Annotated in this window: 15 protein-coding genes and 2 pseudogenes; 10 read left to right on the forward strand and 7 right to left on the reverse strand. The window is 67.1% G+C overall.

What is annotated here, in order from left to right:
* Positions 1-153: 153 nt before the first annotated feature.
* Together urtB and urtA are read right to left on the reverse strand one after the other, a co-directional pair.
* Positions 154-1,893: an urea ABC transporter permease subunit UrtB gene (gene urtB / locus WG924_RS03305; protein WP_345931590.1), complete on the reverse strand. Its 1,740-nt coding sequence runs from the start codon at positions 1,891-1,893 to the stop codon at positions 154-156.
* Between the two features lie 250 nt (positions 1,894-2,143).
* Positions 2,144-3,409: an urea ABC transporter substrate-binding protein gene (urtA, locus tag WG924_RS03310; RefSeq protein WP_345931591.1), complete on the reverse strand. Its 1,266-nt coding sequence runs from the start codon at positions 3,407-3,409 to the stop codon at positions 2,144-2,146.
* Between the two features lie 375 nt (positions 3,410-3,784).
* Between urtA and WG924_RS03315 the strand changes: the two genes are divergently transcribed.
* The gene (locus WG924_RS03315; protein ID WP_345931592.1) at positions 3,785-4,198 is read left to right on the forward strand and encodes an FtsB family cell division protein; all 414 of its coding nucleotides are present in this window, start codon (positions 3,785-3,787) and stop codon (positions 4,196-4,198) included.
* Positions 4,199-4,553: 355 nt separating this feature from the next.
* On the opposite strand, the gene WG924_RS03320 is transcribed toward WG924_RS03315, so the two are convergent.
* Both WG924_RS03320 and WG924_RS03325 read right to left on the reverse strand, forming a co-directional pair.
* Positions 4,554-5,114 carry a helix-turn-helix domain-containing protein gene (locus WG924_RS03320; RefSeq protein ID WP_345931593.1) on the reverse strand — a complete coding sequence of 187 codons (561 nt, stop codon included), beginning with the start codon at positions 5,112-5,114 and terminating at the stop codon, positions 4,554-4,556.
* Positions 5,114-5,935 carry an enoyl-CoA hydratase/isomerase family protein gene (locus WG924_RS03325; RefSeq protein ID WP_345931594.1) on the reverse strand — a complete coding sequence of 274 codons (822 nt, stop codon included), beginning with the start codon at positions 5,933-5,935 and terminating at the stop codon, positions 5,114-5,116. The genes WG924_RS03320 and WG924_RS03325 overlap by 1 nt, the downstream gene beginning before the upstream one ends.
* Before the next feature lie 152 nt (positions 5,936-6,087).
* On the opposite strand from WG924_RS03325, the gene WG924_RS03330 reads away from it, so the two are divergent.
* From WG924_RS03330 to WG924_RS03370, 9 genes and pseudogenes are all read left to right on the forward strand, one after another.
* Positions 6,088-6,987, forward strand: a complete 900-nt coding sequence (locus WG924_RS03330) for a LysR family transcriptional regulator (protein WP_345931595.1) — start codon at positions 6,088-6,090, stop codon at positions 6,985-6,987.
* Between the two features lie 149 nt (positions 6,988-7,136).
* Positions 7,137-8,159, forward strand: coding sequence for a pyruvate dehydrogenase (acetyl-transferring) E1 component subunit alpha (gene pdhA, locus WG924_RS03335; protein ID WP_345931596.1), 1,023 nt, complete (start codon positions 7,137-7,139; stop codon positions 8,157-8,159).
* 122 nt (positions 8,160-8,281) lie between these two features.
* Positions 8,282-9,268, forward strand: a pseudogene (locus WG924_RS03340) (pyruvate dehydrogenase complex E1 component subunit beta); the annotation flags it as partial.
* 81 nt (positions 9,269-9,349) lie between these two features.
* A complete protein-coding gene (locus WG924_RS03345) occupies positions 9,350-10,753 on the forward strand; it encodes a pyruvate dehydrogenase complex dihydrolipoamide acetyltransferase (RefSeq protein ID WP_345931597.1) in 1,404 nt (467 codons plus the stop codon).
* An 83-nt stretch (positions 10,754-10,836) separates the two neighbouring features.
* Positions 10,837-11,037: pseudogene (locus tag WG924_RS03350) on the forward strand (biotin/lipoyl-containing protein); the annotation flags it as partial.
* 225 nt (positions 11,038-11,262) lie between these two features.
* The gene (gene lpdA, locus WG924_RS03355; protein WP_345931748.1) at positions 11,263-12,636 is read left to right on the forward strand and encodes a dihydrolipoyl dehydrogenase; all 1,374 of its coding nucleotides are present in this window, start codon (positions 11,263-11,265) and stop codon (positions 12,634-12,636) included.
* Positions 12,637-12,835: 199 nt separating this feature from the next.
* Positions 12,836-13,774 (forward strand): lipoyl synthase, encoded by a 939-nt coding sequence (gene lipA / locus WG924_RS03360; RefSeq protein ID WP_345931749.1) that lies wholly within the window; start codon positions 12,836-12,838, stop codon positions 13,772-13,774.
* A 92-nt stretch (positions 13,775-13,866) separates the two neighbouring features.
* Entirely contained in the window at positions 13,867-14,367 is a 501-nt protein-coding gene (locus WG924_RS03365) for a type II toxin-antitoxin system RatA family toxin (RefSeq protein ID WP_188577374.1), read from the forward strand.
* Positions 14,368-14,370: 3 nt separating this feature from the next.
* Positions 14,371-15,408, forward strand: a complete 1,038-nt coding sequence (locus WG924_RS03370) for a sigma-70 family RNA polymerase sigma factor (RefSeq protein ID WP_345931598.1) — start codon at positions 14,371-14,373, stop codon at positions 15,406-15,408.
* A gap of 33 nt (positions 15,409-15,441) precedes the next feature.
* On the opposite strand, the gene WG924_RS03375 is transcribed toward WG924_RS03370, so the two are convergent.
* The 3 genes from WG924_RS03375 to WG924_RS03385 all read right to left on the reverse strand — a co-directional run bounded on the left by WG924_RS03375 (position 15,442) and on the right by WG924_RS03385 (position 17,846).
* Positions 15,442-15,933, reverse strand: a complete 492-nt coding sequence (locus tag WG924_RS03375) for a CinA family protein (RefSeq protein WP_345931599.1) — start codon at positions 15,931-15,933, stop codon at positions 15,442-15,444.
* 69 nt (positions 15,934-16,002) lie between these two features.
* Positions 16,003-16,539: a phosphatidylglycerophosphatase A family protein gene (locus WG924_RS03380; RefSeq protein ID WP_345931600.1), complete on the reverse strand. Its 537-nt coding sequence runs from the start codon at positions 16,537-16,539 to the stop codon at positions 16,003-16,005.
* Positions 16,536-17,846 carry a bifunctional 2-C-methyl-D-erythritol 4-phosphate cytidylyltransferase/2-C-methyl-D-erythritol 2,4-cyclodiphosphate synthase gene (locus WG924_RS03385; RefSeq protein ID WP_345931601.1) on the reverse strand — a complete coding sequence of 437 codons (1,311 nt, stop codon included), beginning with the start codon at positions 17,844-17,846 and terminating at the stop codon, positions 16,536-16,538. The genes WG924_RS03380 and WG924_RS03385 overlap by 4 nt, the downstream gene beginning before the upstream one ends.
* Positions 17,847-18,092: the final 246 nt, after the last annotated feature.

The raw sequence follows: 18,092 nt of genomic DNA on the forward strand, positions 1-18,092 counted from the left end.
AAGACCAGGCCGCCGCGATCGCCCAGCAGGGCGAGCAGGATCGGCTTGCGCGGACCGGCGGCGAGGCCACGGCCGGCCCGGGCGCGCCCGGTGGCGCCGGACGCAGTGATGGTGGGGTCGGGCAGGGTGGGTTCGGTGGTCGATGCCATGGGATCAGGCCTCCACCGCGCGGCCCTTGAGCGCGAACAACCCGCGCGGCCGCTTCTGGATGAACAGGATGATGGCGATCAGCACCAGGATCTTGGCGAGCACCGCGCCGGCGAAGGGTTCGATCAGCTTGTTGACCACGCCCAGGGTGAAGCCGCCGACCAGCGTGCCCCACAGCGTGCCGACACCGCCGAACACCACAACCATGAAACTGTCGATGATATAGCCCTGGCCCAGATTGGGGCTGACATTGTCGATCTGGCTGAGGGCGACACCGGCAATGCCGGCGATGCCCGAGCCAAGCGCAAAGGTCAGCGCATCGATCCGGCCGGTCTTGATGCCCATCGACGAGGCCATGGAGCGGTTCTGGGTGACCGCGCGGACATGCAGGCCAAGCGAGGTCTTGCGCAGCAGCAGCGCCACACCCCCGACCACGACCAGCGAAAAGGCCAGGATCCACAGCCGGTTGTAGGTCAGCGTGATACCGCCCGCGACCTCGAACGCGCCACTCATCCACTCAGGGCTTGAAACCTCGCGGTTGGTGGGCCCGAAGACCGAGCGCACCGCCTGCTGAATGATCAGGCTGACGCCCCAGGTGGCAAGCAGGGTTTCCAGCGGCCGGCCGTACAACCAGCGGATCACGCTGCGCTCGATCGCGAAACCGGCAGCACCTGAGACCAGGAAGGCGGCGGGCAGGGCGATCAGCAGCGAGACCGGCATCAGCGCCGGCAGATTGGCGGCGATCGTCTGCTGGACCAGATATGTCGTATAGGCGCCCAGCATGACCATCTCGCCATGCGCCATGTTGATGACGCCCATCACGCCGAAGGTGATGGCAAGGCCCACGGCCGCCAGCACCAGCACCGAGCCGAGGCTGAGGCCCTGATAGACATTGCCGACCAGCGCCCACATTTCGAGCTTGGCCTCGACCCGCTCAAGAGCTTCGGCGGCAGCACCCTGCACGGCGGCGGCGGCATCGGGCGCCAGACCGGCCGGCGGCGCGGCGGCAATCCGTCCCAGAAGGCTTCGAACCTGCGGGTCGGCGAAATCGCCAAGGGTGTCGATGGCGGCCAGCCGCTCTTCGGGATTGTCGGCATGCATCGACTGCACCGCCGCCAGCGCCTTCATCAGCGCGTCGTGGGTGCGGCCATCGGTTTCGGTGTCGACCGCCCTGGTCAGCAGCGGAAGTGCCGCCGCTTCCGGCAGCTTGATCAGGGCTTCGGCGGCCGCGCGGCGACGCTCCGGCAGCTTCGCGCCCAGATCGATCAGACCCATCGCGGCCCGGGCATCGACCCGGACCCGGTTGTTGACCCGGATGCGGTCGACGGCGCCGCGTTCGGCGGCGCCCAGATTATCGCCGGTGACAGGATCGCGCATCACAGCGTCGCCGCCGCGCCCCTCGACGATAACGAGCGCGCCATCGCTGGTGCGCCGGCCGAGATTGCCCGACTGGAGAGCATCGATCGCGCGGGCGGCCCGGGCGTCACCGGTCGCGGCGAGTGCCTGGATCAGCGCCAGTGCGCCATCGAAGCCCTCACCAGGAGTGGCCAGCGCGTCGCGCAGCGCCGCGTCCTCGACGGAGGCGTCACCGGCCGCCGGCGTTGCGGTCTGGGCAAGTGCTGTTGCCGCATGGGCCGTGGCAACAGGACCGAAGCCGGACATGGTTGTCGCGGCGAGCATCAAAGCCGCCAACAGCATCACGCGGATACCGGTCGGCCGGCGAAAAGCAGTCGAAAATCCGGACATCTGGGCTCGTCTTCTGTGTCCGCGGTGATGCGGACCTGAGAGAGAGGCTTCTGGCGGCTGGCCGGATGCTGCTGGCTGAAAGCTTGAAGCAGGGCCGGGGGCCGCGCGGCCGGGTGGGGGCTCCGGGTTATGTCGGGTTGCGGCGGGAGAGCAGACCGCTGCCATCCGCATGCATCCGGAGCCCCGCATCCACCCCGGCCCCCGCGCGCACGGGCGGCGCGGGCCGGGGTGGCATCCATCAGTGCCGGTCTCAGTACTTCGGCGCCTCGCAATTGCCGCAGACCCAGGGATAGGTCCAGTCGGCGGTGAGCTTGGCGCTTTCGGGGATGAAATCCGACCAGGCATCGCCGACGATCGGGCCATCGGTCTTCCAGACGGTCGAGAACTGGCCGTCGCCCTGGATCTCGCCGATCAGCACCGGCTTCGACAGATGGTGGTTGGTATTCATCACCGCCGTGGTGCCGGTCAAGGACGGCACGGTCTGGCCATACATCGCCTGACGGACGGCATCGACATCGGTTGTGCCGGCCTGGAGAACGGCCTGCGTCCACATCTTGAAGCCGATATAGGTGGCTTCCATCGGGTCGTTCACGACGCGGCTGTCGCTCTTGATGAACGTCTGCCACTTCTTGATGAAGGCGTCGTTCTCGGGGCTGTCGACCGACATGAAATAGTTCCAGGCGGCCAGATGGCCGACCAGCGGGCCGGTGTCGAGACCAGCCAGCTCTTCTTCGCCCACCGAGAAGGCGACGACCGGAATCTCGGCCGCATCGATGCCCTGATTGGCCAGTTCCTTGTAGAACGGCACGTTGGCGTCACCATTGATGGTCGACACCACGGCCGTCTTCTTGCCGGCGCTGGCGAAGGCCTTCACGTCCGAGACGATGGTCTGCCAGTCGCTGTGACCGAAGGGGGTATAGCTCTCCATGATGTCGGCGTCATCGACGCCCTTGGAGTGCAGGAAGGCGCGCAGGATCTTGTTAGTCGTGCGCGGATAGACATAGTCGGTGCCGAGCAGAACCCAGCGCTTGGCGGCGCCACCATCCTCGCTCATCAGGTATTCCACGGCCGGAATCGCCTGCTGATTGGGAGCGGCGCCGGTGTAGAAGACGTTCCGCGAGCTTTCCTCACCCTCATACTGCACAGGATAGAACAGCAGGCTGTCGAGTTCCTCGAACACCGGCAGAACCGACTTGCGCGATACCGAGGTCCAGCAGCCGAACACGACGTCGACCTTGTCCTTCTCGATCAGCTCGCGGGCCTTTTCGGCGAAGAGCGGCCAGTTCGACGCCGGATCGACCACCACGGCTTCAAGCGGCCGGCCCATCAGGCCGCCGTTCTTGTTCACCTCGTCCACCAGCATCAGCACGGTGTCTTTGAGGGTGGTCTCGCTGATCGCCATGGTGCCCGACAGTGAATGCAGGACGCCGACCTTGATCGGCTCGGCAGCATGGGCGCCGGCAGCCGCTGCGGCAAGAATGATACCGCTGGCGATGGTGCGGACGATAAGTTTCATCGATGGCCTCCGGTAGGGCTTTTATGTTCCGATCCACCCAGGCCATCAGCAAGAAGCGGACCAAGTCACCGATATGTGGTGGCTGCAGAATGCCCGAACCGCAGGTTGCCGCGGTTTCTGCCAGCGCACCGCAGCGGCATGGCAGCCGAGGCGGTACCAGTTACCTCCTGTTTCATACGCTCAAAAAACGCCCAAACGACCCCTTGTGGTCAAAAAATGATCACAAACTTGCTGCACCCCGGCACGGCCGGCGCATCATCCGGGCGATCGGGCTGCCGCTCCGGTGCCACACTCGGCGGATAAACGTCAATCTGCGGGGTTTCGCATGTGCGGCCGCGATTGACGGAGCGGGGCGCGCATGATTCGATGGCGCCCATGTCGATGCAGAGGGATATAACGCGGCGCCTGCGCCAGATCGCACCCCAGATTTTCTGGGGGTGCCTGGTCAGCTATTTCGCGTTTCATGCAGTGCAGGGCGATCGCGGGGTGGTCGCCTGGCTGCAGATGCGCCAGCAGCTGGCACAACTGGACCAGCAACTGGATGCGGCACAGCATGAACGCATGATTCTGGAGCGGCAGGTGGCGTTGATGCGCCCGCAGAGCCTGGATCCCGACATGCTCGATGAACAGGTCCGTCGTGTGCTGGGCTATACCGACGCACGCGACCGGGTGGAATTCTATGATTCCGATGCCCGTATGCGGGCGCCGGCCCTCGACGATGCCGCGCCGGATGCGCCGGCGGGTGATGTGCTCGACGTGCTGCCGCCCCAGGAGCCGGTGGCGCGCTGATCGTCACCGCATGATCGAACGGGTGTTTCAGGATAACGAGGCCCGCGCCCAGGGGGCTGATCGCGCGCATCTTCGGACCCGATCATGATACGATCATGCATACCGTGACCCTGCGCGGGCAGCCGGCCATCGACTGGGCGCGACCCCTTTCGACCGGGTCGAACAACACCGGCCCTTTCGACCGGGTCGAACAATACTGGCCCTGATCAGCCCATGGGACCGGATTTCGCCGATCTCGGCCGGACGGGCGCCGTCGGGGCGCCTTCGCCCGGATCATCGCCAGCCACAGCGCGCCTGAATGGCAGGCCGATGTGCTTTCACGCAAGATGGCCTTCACCGAAGGCACCGGCACCGTTCACGGGTCGCATGACGATCTGTCGGATTGGGGGATCGTCGACCAGGTGGTGCCCATGCCGGACATGGCGACCGGGCCGGTTCTCATCGGCGTTTTGGCGCCGGCCACCGCTTGACGGAAGGGTTGCCGGGCGCCGGTCGCAAGACTTTCCGGATCGATATCGGTCAGCGCGATGGCGCGTGCCAGGGCCGCAATGGCGCGCAGATAGTGTTGCAGGGCAGGATCGCGATCGTCGAAGATCGCGAGCGCCGCCTGCAGGTCGACCAGTTCGCGATGATCCAGGCCGATATCGACGGCACCGGGTTGGCCCGTGGCACCTGACGGACAGGTGGCTGGCGGTTCGTCGAGCAGCCGGCCCACGGTCACGCCCAGCAGGCGGGCCAACGGCAGCACCATCACGGCCGGGATGCGGTTCACGCCGCGTTCGTATTTTTGAACCTGCTGAAACGACACGCCGATCGCGGCGGCAACATCGCTCTGGCTCAGATCCCGCAGGATCCTGAGCCGGCGGAGCCGGCGGCCAAGCGCCTGATCATCGGCATTCGCACGGGCTTTGGGCATCAGTCATCACTCCTGCGGGCGCCACTGGCGACGCCTGCCATGAATTGGTCGAGCCGCGGGCCGGCTTCCGAGAAGTCGCCCAATGCGGAATAGCCGTTGATCGCCTCCAACCTCAGCGCGTCGTCGAGCGGCCGGCCGATCAGATCCAGAATGGTCTCGCGGGCTGACTGGACGGCTGTCCGGCCATTGGCCAGGATCATCCGCGCGGTGGCCTCGGCTGCCGCCATCAGTTGATCGCGCGGCACCACCTGCGACACCAGATGCAACTGGCGCGCCTCGACGGCATCGACCGGCCGGCCGGTGAGGGTCAGGTCCAGCGCCGTGCCGATTCCGGCGACCGCCACCAGCCGCACCAGCCCGCCATCGCCCTGATGCAGCCCATAGCGCAGCTCGAAGACGCCGAACCTGGTGTCCTCGGCGGCAATCCGGATGTCGCAGGCCAGCGCCAGTTCAAAGCCGGCGCCGATGACATGACCGTGCAGCGCCGCGATCACCGGCTTGGCCATCCGGTGCCGGCCGCGGGTCAAGCCGCCACCCAGCCCCATGGCGGCATTGCGCCGCGGCGCCATCATGTCGGCGCCCCGCCAGCGCGGGATGAAGCTCTTGAGGTCCGCGCCGGCGCAGAAACTGCGCCCGGCCCCGGACAGGATGGCGACGGCGGCCTCGTCATCGGCGGCGAACCGGTCCCAGATCGCGGCCAGAGCGGCGTTCATCCGGTCGTCTATCGCGTTCAGCGCCGCCGGCCGGTTCAGGACCACATGGGCGATCCCGTCGGTGACCGTGTAGCACGCGTCGGCGGCATCGGTGGTCGACATGGTCATGACAGACAGCTCCCCGGTCCTGCTGTGGTGGAAACCGGCCCGACGACGTGCGGCCGCCAGACCCTGGCATGATCATAAGAACCGATGCTAATCTATGGAAAATGGATTGTTTGGATGCATAGCATCCAAAAAATCTTCTTAACGGACCGGAGGTGGCGGTGAAGATCCGGCAGTTGCGTTATCTGACGGCGGTGGTGGAGGCGGGCAGTATCACGGAAGGGGCCCGGCGGCTGAACGTCTCGCAGCCGGCCCTGTCGGCCGGTCTGGCGGCACTGGAAGACGAATTGGGCGGGCCGCTGGTCGAGCGTCAGCGCGGCGCGGTCAGGCTGACGCCGCTGGGTCGGCGGTTTCATCGTCGCGCGCTGGGCATTCTGCGGGACTGCGATCTGGCGCGGGCCGAGTTCAGGCGTGGGATGGATCAGCGGGTGCTGACCCTGGGCATGCTGCCGACCATCGCCATGCCGCTGGTGTTGAGCCTGATCGAGGGCGTGAAGGCGCGGGTGCCAGGCGTCGAGGTGACCATGCGCGAGGCCCGCGAGCAAGAGCTGATGGATGCCCTGGGCATGGGGCGGATGGACGCCGCCCTGACCATTTCCGATCTGAGCGCCGATGACAGCTGGGTGCCGCTGGCCGATGACCCGATGGCGGTGGTCTGCACGCCCGACCATCCATTCGCCCGGCGTGGATCGATCCGGCTGTCGCATCTGGATGGCACGGCCTTCGTGCTGCGGCTGCATTGCGAGCGGGGCACCGACGTACAGGGCCTGTTGCAGGCGCGCGGCGTGCGACCCCGGGCCGTGTTTGGAACCGATCAGGATGATCGGGCGTTTGCTGCCGTGCGCGCCGGACTCGGTATCACTATGGCGCCGCTGAGCCTGACGCCTCCCGGCCTGAGTTTCGTGCCGATCGAGGATCTCGGCCTGACCCGGCGCATCGGCGTACAGCTTGCGGTAGGATTGGACAGTCGTTTGCATGAAGTCATGGTTGCCGCGCTGCGGGAGGCGGGGGAGCAGGCATGCGCGCCAATGCTCATCAGGTCCATAGTTAACTGAAAACAAGTTAATCGTTAATACCGCAGCGCAACACAAGGCTTTTCGCGGGTTCTTCACTTGCCAGCGCAGCATGCGACGCTTAGGTTCATCGCCATCCAGGCGCTTCGGGGCCGACCGGCCTGCCGCGCGACAATTCCGGGGAGGACCGCATGGCGACTACGCGCCGCAAAGCCTCGGGCACGCCGAGCAATCAGCTCGCGCCCGAGACGAGCTCCATCGATCAACTGGTCCATTACTATCGCGAAATGCTGCAGATCCGGCGTTTCGAGGAGAAGGCCGGCCAGATGTACGGCATGGGCCTGATCGGCGGATTCTGCCATCTTTATATCGGCCAGGAAGCGGTCGTTGTCGGCATGCAGGCCGGGCTTGAGGACGGCGACAGCGTCGTCACCAGCTATCGCGACCATGGCCATATGCTGGCCTGCGGCATGAGCCCCAAGGGCGTGATGGCCGAGCTGACCGGCCGCCGAGACGGGTATTCCCGCGGAAAGGGCGGGTCGATGCACATGTTCTCGGTCGAAAAAGGTTTCTTCGGCGGCCATGGCATCGTCGGCGCCCAGGTGCCGATCGGCACCGGCCTTGGCTTTGCCCATAAATACAAGGACGACGGCAAGGTTTCGATCACCTATCTGGGCGATGGCGCCGTCAACCAGGGCCAGGTCTATGAGAGCTTCAACATGGCGAGCCTCTGGCACCTGCCGGTGGTCTATGTCATCGAGAACAATCTCTACGGCATGGGCACCTCGGTCGCCCGCGCCAGTGCCGTCACCGAACTGCACCGCCGGGGCGAGAGCTTCGGCATTCCCGGCTATTCGGTCGACGGCATGGATGTGCGCAATGTCCGCGGCGCCGCCGATTTCGCCATCGAGCATGCCCGCACCGGCAAGGGCCCTATCCTGCTGGAAATGAAAACCTATCGCTTCCGCGGCCATTCGATGTCCGATCCGGCCAAATACCGGTCGAAGGACGAGTTGAACCGCATGAAGGCCGAGCGCGACCCGATCGAGACGGTCAAGAAGCTGCTGATCGAAAGCGGCGAGTGGGACGAGACCAAGCTGAAGGCGATCGATCGCGAGATCAAGGACGTGGTGGTCGACGCCGCCGACTTCGCCCAGGAAAACCCCGAGCCCGATCCGTCGGAGCTGTGGACCGACGTGCTGGTCGAAGCCTGATCGCCCGCCGGAGGCCTGTGATTGCGCCGCCACCGATACCGCCTTCGAGCGGGTACGGGGCGGGGTGCTGACGCTTCCGGCCGATGCTGCGGATGTCCGACGGACAAGAGAGATACCGACACATGCCGAAGATTACGGTACGCGAAGCCCTCCGGGACGCCATGGCCGAAGAAATGCGTCGCGACGACGCCGTCTTCGTGATGGGCGAGGAGGTCGGGGAATATCAGGGCGCCTATAAGGTGACCCAGGGCCTGCTGGACGAATTCGGCCCTCGCCGGGTGGTCGACACCCCGATCACCGAGCATGGCTTTGCCGGCCTCGCGGTCGGCGCCGCCATGCGTGGTCTGCGGCCGATCGTCGAGTTCATGACCTTCAATTTCGCCATGCAGGCGATCGACCAGATCATCAACTCCGCCGCCAAGACGAACTATATGTCCGGCGGCCAGATGCGCTGCCCGATCGTGTTCCGCGGCCCCAATGGCGCGGCGGCCCGGGTCGGCGCCCAGCACAGCCAGGATTATGCAAGCTGGTATGCCCATGTGCCGGGGCTGATCGTGCTGGCGCCATGGTCGGCGGCCGACGCCAAGGGCCTGCTGAAGGCGGCGATCCGCAATCCCAACCCGGTGATCTTCCTTGAAAACGAGATCCTGTATGGCCAGGGCTTCGAGGTGCCCGAGGATGACGACCATGTGGTCGAGATCGGCAAGGCCAATGTCGTGCGAGAGGGCACCGACGTGACCATCACCGCCTGGTCGATCAATGTCGGCAAGGCCCTGGAAGCGGCCGAAGCTCTGGCGGGCGAGGGGATCGAGGCCGAGGTGATCGACCTGCGCACCATCCGGCCGCTGGATGTCGACACCATCGTTGCCTCGGTGAAGAAGACCAACCGGCTGGTGACCGTGGAAGAGGGCTGGCCGACCGCCGGCATGGGTGCCGAACAGGCCGCCCTGATGATGGAGCACGCCTTCGACCATCTGGACGCGCCGGTTATCCGGGTCAGCGGCAAGGATGTGCCGCTGCCCTATGCCGCGAACCTTGAAAAGCTGGCGCTGCCCCAGGCCGACCATATCGTCGAGGCCGCGAAGCGCGCCGTCGGCTACGAATTCTGAGCCGGCATCGCCGGACATCCGATCAAGGACAACCCTGAGGCGGCGGCACCACGGCCGCCCACGGGCAGGAGAGGACCGAACATGGCTCAGACCATCCTGATGCCGGCCCTGTCGCCGACCATGACCGAAGGCACGCTTGCCAAATGGCTGGTCAATGAGGGCGATACGATCGAGAGCGGACAGGCCATCGCCGAAATCGAGACCGACAAGGCGACCATGGAGGTCGAGGCGGTCGAGGAAGGCGTGCTGGCGAAAATCATGGTGCCGGCCGGTACCGAGGCCGTTTCCGTGAATACGGTGATCGCGGTGCTGAAGGAAGAGGGTGACAGCGACGATGCGGTCGCGGCCCTGGCTGGTGGCGACGCCGCCGCCCCGGCTCCGGCCGCGGAGGCACCCGCCGAGGACGATGTCGCCGCCAAGGGCGATGCCGACGATCATGCCGAGGCGAAGCCGGCCCCTGCTCCTGCCAGGGAGGCGCGGGCCGCCGCTGCCGGCTCCGATGACGGCGACCGGATCAAGGCGAGCCCGCTTGCCCGCCGCATGGCATCGCAGGCCGGGCTGGATCTGGCCGGCCTTGCCGGCACCGGCCCCCATGGCCGGATCGTGAAGGCGGATATCGAGTCGGCCCTGGCTGACGGTGGTGCCCCGGCCGCGGCCGAAGCGGCCCCGGCGGCAGAGGCGGCGCCGACCGCCGCACCCGCGAAGGCGGCAGCGGCACTGGCCGCCGGCGGTGGCGGCTACAGCGTCGCGGCGATTTCGGCCGCGGCATCGGCCCAGACCCGTGATCTGGTCGACAAGCTGGGCATGGCGCATACCGCCGAGGCCAATAACGGCATGCGCAAGACCATCGCCCGCCGCCTGCTCGACGCCAAACAGACCGTGCCGCATTTCTACCTGACCGTCGATTGCGTGATCGACCGGCTGATGGGTGTGCGCAAGGAGCTGAACGAGCGCGGCGGCGTGAAGGTCAGCGTCAATGATTTCGTGGTTCGCGCCAGCGCATTGTCGCTGCGCAAGGTGCCGGCCGCCAATGCCGCCTGGACCGACGAGGCGATCCTGCGCTTCCACGATGTCGACGTCTCGGTGGCGGTGGCGATCGATGGCGGGCTGATCACGCCGATCATCAAGAAGGCCGACACCAAGGGCCTGGCCACCATTTCGTCGGAAATGCGCGATCTTGCCGAGCGCGCCCGCGCCGGCAAGCTGAAGCCCGAGGAATATCAGGGCGGCACCTTCTCGGTGTCGAACCTTGGCATGTACGGCATCAAGGAATTCTCGGCGATCATCAATCCGCCGCAATCGGCGATTCTGGCCGTCGGTGCCGCCGAACAGCGGCCGGTGGTGAAGGATGGCGCGCTGGCCGTGGCGACCGTGATGACCGCGACCTTGTCCTGCGACCATCGGGTGGTCGACGGCGCGGTCGGCGCCCAGTTCCTGGCCGCCTTCAAGAAGCTGATCGAGGATCCGCTGTCGATGCTGCTCTGAGCGGCACTTCAGGCAATCTCGCGATCATCTCTGAAACACGCAAGACGGACGGGAGACCCAATCCCATGCCGATCAAGGTTCTGATGCCGGCGCTGTCGCCGACCATGACCGAAGGCACGCTGGCCCGCTGGATGGTCAAGGAAGGCGACATGGTCGAAAGCGGCCAGGTGATCGCCGAGATCGAGACCGACAAGGCCACCATGGAGGTCGAGTCGGCCGATGAGGGCGTTATGGCCAGGATCCTGGTGCCGGATGGCACCGAGGGTGTGGCGGTCAACAGCCTGATCGCCGTGCTGGCGGAAGAGGGTGAAGACCCGAAGGCCGCCGCCGCGGCACTCTCAGGTGGCGACGCCCCCAAGCCCGAGCCCAAACCGGTCGCGAAGCCGGAACCCAGGCCTGCCCCGAAGGCCGAGGCGAAACCCGCTGCCAAGGTCGGGCCGAAGCCTGCGCCCAAGGCGGCGGCGAAGCCGGCCGGCAGCGGCAAGAGCGGCGACGATTACGACGTCGCGATCATCGGTGGCGGCCCCGGTGGCTATGTCGCGGCGATCCGCGCCGGACAGCTCGGCCTGCGCACGGTGGTGATCGAGGAAAAGCACCTGGGCGGCATCTGCCTGAACTGGGGCTGCATTCCGACCAAGGCGTTGCTGCGCGCCAGCGAGGTCTGGACGCTGATCAACCACGCCAGGGATTTCGGCATCTCGGTGGAGAAGCCGAGCTTCGATCTGGCGGCGATCGTCAAGCGCAGCCGCGATGTCGCGAAGACCCTGTCACAGGGCGTCGCGCATCTGCTGAAGAAGAACAAGGTCGAGGTCATCGATGGCCGTGGCCGGCTGAAGGGTCCGGGCAAGGTCGAGGTCGACGGCGCCAAGGGCAAGCGGTCGATCACCGCCGATCACATCATTCTGGCGACCGGCGCGCGTCCGCGGATCGTGAAGGGGCTGGAGCCCGATGGCGAGCGGATCTGGACCTATCGCGAGGCGATGGTGCCGGAAAGCCTGCCGAAATCGCTGCTGGTGGTGGGGTCGGGCGCGATCGGCATCGAGTTCGCGAGCTTCTATCGCGCGCTTGGCGTCGAGGTGACCGTGGTCGAATTGCTGGACCGCATCCTGCCGGTGGAGGATGAGGAAATCTCCGCCATGGCCCGCAAGGCGTTTGAAAAGCAGGGTATCAAGATCCTGACCGGCACCCAGGTCAAGGGTCTGGACAAGGGCCGGGATGGTGTCTCGGCCCGGCTTGAAGACGCGAAGGGCAAGGCCCAGACCCTGAAGGTCGACCGGGTGATCGTGGCGATCGGCATCGTCGGCAACACCGATGATCTGGGGCTTGAGACCACGAAGGTCGAGGTCGATCGCGGCCAGATCAAGGTGGGGCCATATCTTGAGACCGCCGAGCCCGGCATTTATGCGATCGGCGACGTCGCCGGCGCGCCGTGGCTGGCCCATAAGGCGTCGCATGAAGGCGTGATCTGCGTCGAGGCGCTGGCCGGGGGCGAGAACGTCCATCCGATGACCCGCGAGAACATTCCAGGCTGCACCTATGCCACGCCGCAGGTGGCCTCGGTGGGGTTGACCGAAGCCAAGGCCAAGGAGACCGGCCGCGAGATCAAGGTCGGCCGCTTCCCCTATCGTGGCAACGGCAAGGCGCTGGCGATGGGCGAGCCCGAGGGCATGGTGAAGACCATCTTCGACGCCGCGACCGGTGAACTGCTTGGCGCCCATATGATCGGCGCCGAGGTGACCGAGCTGATCCAGGGCTATGTGGTCGCAAAGTCGATGGAAGGCACGGAACTGGATCTGATACACGCGATCTTCCCGCATCCCACCCTGTCGGAGATGATGCATGAGTCGGTGCTTGACGCATTCGGGCGCGCGATCCATTTCTAAGCCATGAGACCGGTGGCCGGGGCGGCACCCGCAGCGTCGGGGGCTGCCCCGGCTTTCCGCGTCGATATCCTGCCACGCCGCCGCCGGCCACCGGCCGTCCGGCGCCGTGACACAAACCCATCAGGCCGGGGACCGTTCAATCGTGGCCGTGATCATCCATCCCGTCGAGACGGCACCATCCGCCGCGAAGTCTTCCGCCGTGATCGGCGCAGACGGCACCGCCGCGGCGCCAGCTCTCCGCCAGCGCAAGCCCGACTGGATCCGCGTGAAGGCGCCGACCTCGCCGCAGGTGGCCGAGATGCGCCAGCGCATGCGGCGCCTGAACCTGTTCACGGTGTGCGAAGAGGCCGCCTGCCCGAATATCGGCGAATGCTGGACCCAGAAACACGCCACGGTGATGATTCTGGGCGATATCTGCACCCGCGCCTGCCGGTTCTGCAACATCGCGACCGGCATGCCGCGCGGCGTCGACCCGCAGGAGCCGGCGCATCTGGCGGAAGCCGTGGCCGAGATGGCGCTGGCCCATGTGGTGGTGACCTCGGTCGACCGCGACGATCTGGACGATGGCGGCGCCAGCCAGTTCGTCGAGGTGATCCGCCGCATCCGCGATGCCTCGCCCACGACCACGATCGAGGTGCTGACCCCCGATTTTCAGCGCAAGAAGGGCGCGGTCCAGGCCGTCGCCGAAGCGCATCCGGATGTGTTCAATCACAATCTGGAAACCGTGCCGCGGCTGTATGGCGAGGTGCGGCCCGGCGCGCGCTATTTCCATTCGCTGAAAATCCTGTCGCAGGTCAAGGAGATCAACCCGACGATCTTCACCAAATCCGGCATCATGGTGGGTCTGGGCGAGAGCAAGGTCGAGGTGCATCAGGTGATGAACGACCTGCGCGCGGCCGATGTCGACTTCATGACCATCGGCCAGTATCTTCAGCCGACACCGAAACATCTGGCGGTCGACCGCTTCGTGACGCCTGAGGAATTCAGCGCCTATGCCACCATGGGCCGGGCCAAGGGCTTCCTGCTGATGTCATCGAGCCCGCTGACCCGTTCGTCGCACCATGCCGACAAGGATTTCGCCCGGCTGAAGGCGGCCCGCGAGGCACAGCTTGCAGCCGGACCCGCTGAAATCGTATAGAGACTGCAGTCCCGGTCATGCAGCGCCATGGCCGGGAACACCAGCCCGGCGGCATGTCGCCGCCGGCCTGACCGCGGAGATTGCGTTCGACGATGCCGTCCTTCAGCGAAAAGCGCGTATTGCCCTACGCGCCCGACCAGCTTTTCGACCTTGTTGCAGCCGTCGATCGTTACCCCGAATTCCTGCCCTGGTGCATTGCCTCGCGCATTCGCACGCGGGAAAGCTTCGTCGACACCGATGGCCGGGCGCGGGAACGCATGGAGGCCGATCTGGTGATCGGCTTCAAGATGATTCGCGAGCGTTTCACCTCGAAGGTCGAGCTTCTGCGCCCGCATGAGGTGCTGGTCACCGACGTGACCGGGCCGTTCGACCATCTGCGCAACCGGTGGACGTTCGAACCGCACCCGGAAGGCTGCCTGATCGACTTCGAGGTCGATTTCAAGTTCCGTTCCCGCCTGCTCGACAATGTGATGGGTGCCTTGTTCGGCGAGGCGACCCGACGCATGGTCCGCGCTTTCGAGGCCCGCGCCGCCGATCTCTACGGCCGCCCCGGTCTGCAGCGCGGTCAGGCACCGCGCGCGGCCGAGCCCTGAGCCATGGCCCCCGACGCAGCACCGCCCGCCCTGGCGTCACGCTTCGGTGCCTCTATCCCGACGACCGAGGGACAGCCGACCGATGTCTTCCTGGCCCATGCTCCGGCGGCCTGGGCCCAGGCTTATCGGCTGACCGGCAGTGCCGCCGATGCCGATGACGTGATGCAGGACGCCTGGCTGCGCTGGCAGCGGGCCGGCGAGGGCCCGGAAGATGGGCGGCCGCGTGAGCCCCGGGCCTTTCTGCTGAGCGTTGCCACCCGGCTGGCGCTGGACCGGCTGCGGCATCTGAAGCGGGCCCGCACCGGCTATCCCGGCCCATGGCTGCCCGAGCCGCTGGTGTCGGACATCACCACGCCCGAGACTGGACGGGTCGAGGCGACGCAAACCCTGTCGCTGGCACTGCTGCGGTTGATGGAGCGGCTGCCGCCATCGGAACGGGCTGCCCTGCTGCTGGTCGAGGTGGCGGAGTTGAGCCCGGCGGAGGCCGCTACAGCACTCGGCATCCGTGACGCCTCGCTGCGCCAGCGCCTGTCGCGGGCGCACCGCCGGCTGGCGGCGGCCCGGGCAGAGCTGCCGGCACTGGCCGACCCCTTGCTCGACCGCACCCCCGGCAGCCCGGCTGCCGACCCCGATGCGGCACGACGACTGGCTGAAGCCGTGTTGGACGCCGTGGCCGCCGGCGACGATGCCGCCCTGCGGCGTCTGTTCGCGGCCGATGTGGTGCTGGAAAGCGATGGCGGCGGCAAGGCCGCGGCGGCCCTGAACCCGATCCGCGGCATCGACAAGGTGGTCCGTTTCCTGCTGTCGATCCATCGCAAGAACCCGACCATGGCGCTGCGGCTGGCATCGGTCAACGGCCATCCGGGGTTTGTGCAGCACCTGACCGACGGCACCATGTCGGTGACGGCGCTGGTGCCGGACGGGCAGGGGCGGGTTGGCGCCATTCTGACCATGCGCAATCCCGACAAGCTGAGGGCGATCCGCCCCGTGCCGCCAATGGACCCCGTGCCGCCGATGGACCCTGTGCCGCACATGGACTGAACCGGCAGGGGCTGAACCGGCCGGCCGGTTCAGTCAGTCGGCGAGCGCGTCGAGCAGCAGGTCGAGTGCTGCGGCGACACTCTGCAGGCGCACGGCCTGACGGTCGCCGGCGAAAACATGGCGGCGATGCACGACCGTGCCGTTGCGTCGGGCGCAGGCGAAATGCACCAGCCCCACCGGTTTGGTGGCGGTGGCGCCGCCGGGTCCGGCAATGCCGGTGACCGATACCGCCAGATCGGCCAGGGAATTGGCGATACCGCCGGTGGCCATGGCCTCGGCGACCGGGCGGCTGACGGCACCCTCCGATGCGATCAGCGCCGCCGGCACGCCGACCATGGCGGTTTTGGCGTCGTTCGAATAGGTCACGAATCCGCGGTCGACCACGTCGGACGATCCGGCAACGGCGGTGAGCGCGCCGGCGATCAGCCCGCCGGTGCAGCTTTCGACCGTGGCGATGCGCAGGCCTTGCGCGCGGGCGCGATCCAGCACGATGCCGGCGGTCTCGATCAGGTCATCGAAGGTCATGGGGGTGCGGGGCCTCCGGCCGGTGGGGATGAGGGCGGGGATGAGGGGCGGCGATCACGGATATGATGATCAGGGCGTGTGTACAAGCGGCGACAGGCCCGCGGCATCCAGGCCGGTGGCGATCAGCCCCAGCACGATCGCTGCATAGACCCCGGCGATCAGGTCGTCGAGAATCACGCCGAGCGCGCCCCGGACATGGCGATCGGCCCAGCCCACGGGAAAGGGCTTGGCGATATCGAAGGTGCGGAAGGCGATGAAGGCCAGAACCCACCACAGCCAGTCGCCCAGCCGGCCAAGCGGGGCCAGGGCTGCCAGGGTAATCCACAAGCCGGCCAGTTCGTCGATGACCACGCGGCCGGGATCATGGATGCCGTCATGGGCCGTGACCATGCGGATCGCCCACCAGCCGGCCAGGATAGCCACCAGCGCCCCCAGCAGCAAGGCTTCGGCGCCCCCCGCCCAGGCGACGGGAATGCCAAGGAAGAGGGCTGCGACCGATCCCACCGTTCCCGGTGCGCGGCGGGCGTTGCCGCTGCCCAGGACGGTTGCGATCAACTCGGCCGGATGATGTCGGGGCAGATGCTCGCGATGCCGGCGGGGGCTCATGGCGTCCGCTCCCAGATAATGGCTCCAGTGCCGGCTTCCGGTAGCAGCACGGTGGCGGTGGCCATGGCGGCCAGCCCTTCGCCGCGGCCGGTGAAGCCCAGCTTTTCGGTGGTCGTCGCCTTCACGCCGATGCGTGTCGGCGGCAGGCCGGTCAGGTCGGCCAGACGCGCCCGCATCGCCGCGCGATGCGGGCCGATCTTCGGCCGTTCGCCAATGATGGTGACATCGCAATGCACCAGCCGTCCACCCATCGCCCCCATCAGGGCCAGCGCATGGACCAGAAACCGGTCCGACGATGCCCCTTTCCAGCGCGGATCGCTGGGCGGGAAATGCCGGCCGATATCGTCGGCGGCGATCGCCCCCAGCACCGCATCGGTCAGGGCATGCAGCGCCACATCCGCATCGGAATGACCGTTCAGGCCGTGGCTGTGCGGCACGGCAACCCCGCACAGCCAGACATGGTTCCCCGGCCCGAAGCCGTGTACGTCGAAGCCGGTGCCGGTAGCCGGCAGCAGCGTTGCAGCCGGGCGACCGCCACTGGCCGCCAGCATCTGCCGCGCCCGGTCGAAATCGTCGGCGGTGGTGATCTTGAAGGCAGTCTCGCTGCCGGTAACCAGCCGGACGGCATGACCTGCGGCTTCCATCACCGCGGCATCATCCGTCAATGCCCGCCCCGCGACCGCGTGATGCGCCGCCAGCAGCAGATCCAGCCGCGCGCCCTGAGGCGTCTGTGCCCGCCACAACCCGTCGCGGGCCATGGTGCCGGCAACCAGAGCCGCGCCATCCGCCGCCGCATCGATGGCGCGCTTCAGCGTGTCGGTCACCGGCAATGCCGGCAGTGCCGCCGGAGCATCGCCCAGCGCATCGATCACCCGATCTATCATCGCCGCCGGCACGAAGGGCCGTGCCGCGTCATGCACCAGCACCAGATCGATGCCGCCCGCCGCCGCCAGCGCCTCCAGGCCCAGCCGAACCGATGCCTGGCGCTCGGCGCCGCCGATCACCGCCGGCGCGAGCTTGCCCGACCGCGGGGCCAGGCCATCCGTGGCCAGATCGTACAGCACCTGATCATCGGCGCCGATCACCACCTGGACCCGATCGATGCGGGGATGGTTCAGAAAGGCCCGCATCGGGTGACACAACACCGCCTGACCATCCAGCGCCTGATACTGTTTGGGAACCGTGGTGCCGAAGCGCCGGCCGCGACCGGCCGCCACGATCAGCGCCGCCACCCGGGGCCGCACGGCCGATGCCGGATCGGCCGGGTCTGCATTGGCCGAAGTGGCATCGGACAGGGTGGCGGTCATCGGCGGGTCTCCTCGGATGGCGGGCAGGGCGCGCGGCGGCGGGCAGGCCCGCGTCCTTCGATACCGGGACAGGACCGGTCATGCAAGCGCGCCTTCAGTGATCGGCAGGCGCGGCCCCGTGGTGCCACATCCAGCCCTCGACAGCCTGCCCGCTTACGGGGCTGTGCGGCCAGAGCGCGCGCGACGCTTGCGCGGCGGGGGCCGGCTCAATACACTTCGCCTAAACTTTATGCACCTGGGCAGGGC

Source organism: Tistrella arctica (genome assembly GCF_039630945.1).
GTDB lineage: Bacteria > Pseudomonadota > Alphaproteobacteria > Tistrellales > Tistrellaceae > Tistrella > Tistrella bauzanensis.

Coding starts and splice junctions, on each gene's coding strand:
- urtB (WP_345931590.1), bottom strand. CDS start 1,893: ATGTCCGGATTTTCGACTGCTTTTCGCCGGCCGACCGGTATCCGCGTG.
- urtA (WP_345931591.1), bottom strand. CDS start 3,409: ATGAAACTTATCGTCCGCACCATCGCCAGCGGTATCATTCTTGCCGCA.
- WG924_RS03315 (WP_345931592.1), top strand. CDS start 3,785: ATGTCGATGCAGAGGGATATAACGCGGCGCCTGCGCCAGATCGCACCC.
- WG924_RS03320 (WP_345931593.1), bottom strand. CDS start 5,114: ATGCCCAAAGCCCGTGCGAATGCCGATGATCAGGCGCTTGGCCGCCGG.
- WG924_RS03325 (WP_345931594.1), bottom strand. CDS start 5,935: ATGACCATGTCGACCACCGATGCCGCCGACGCGTGCTACACGGTCACC.
- pdhA (WP_345931596.1), top strand. CDS start 7,137: ATGGCGACTACGCGCCGCAAAGCCTCGGGCACGCCGAGCAATCAGCTC.
- WG924_RS03345 (WP_345931597.1), top strand. CDS start 9,350: ATGGCTCAGACCATCCTGATGCCGGCCCTGTCGCCGACCATGACCGAA.
- WG924_RS03365 (WP_188577374.1), top strand. CDS start 13,867: ATGCCGTCCTTCAGCGAAAAGCGCGTATTGCCCTACGCGCCCGACCAG.
- WG924_RS03370 (WP_345931598.1), top strand. CDS start 14,371: ATGGCCCCCGACGCAGCACCGCCCGCCCTGGCGTCACGCTTCGGTGCC.
- WG924_RS03375 (WP_345931599.1), bottom strand. CDS start 15,933: ATGACCTTCGATGACCTGATCGAGACCGCCGGCATCGTGCTGGATCGC.
- WG924_RS03380 (WP_345931600.1), bottom strand. CDS start 16,539: ATGAGCCCCCGCCGGCATCGCGAGCATCTGCCCCGACATCATCCGGCC.
- WG924_RS03385 (WP_345931601.1), bottom strand. CDS start 17,846: ATGACCGCCACCCTGTCCGATGCCACTTCGGCCAATGCAGACCCGGCC.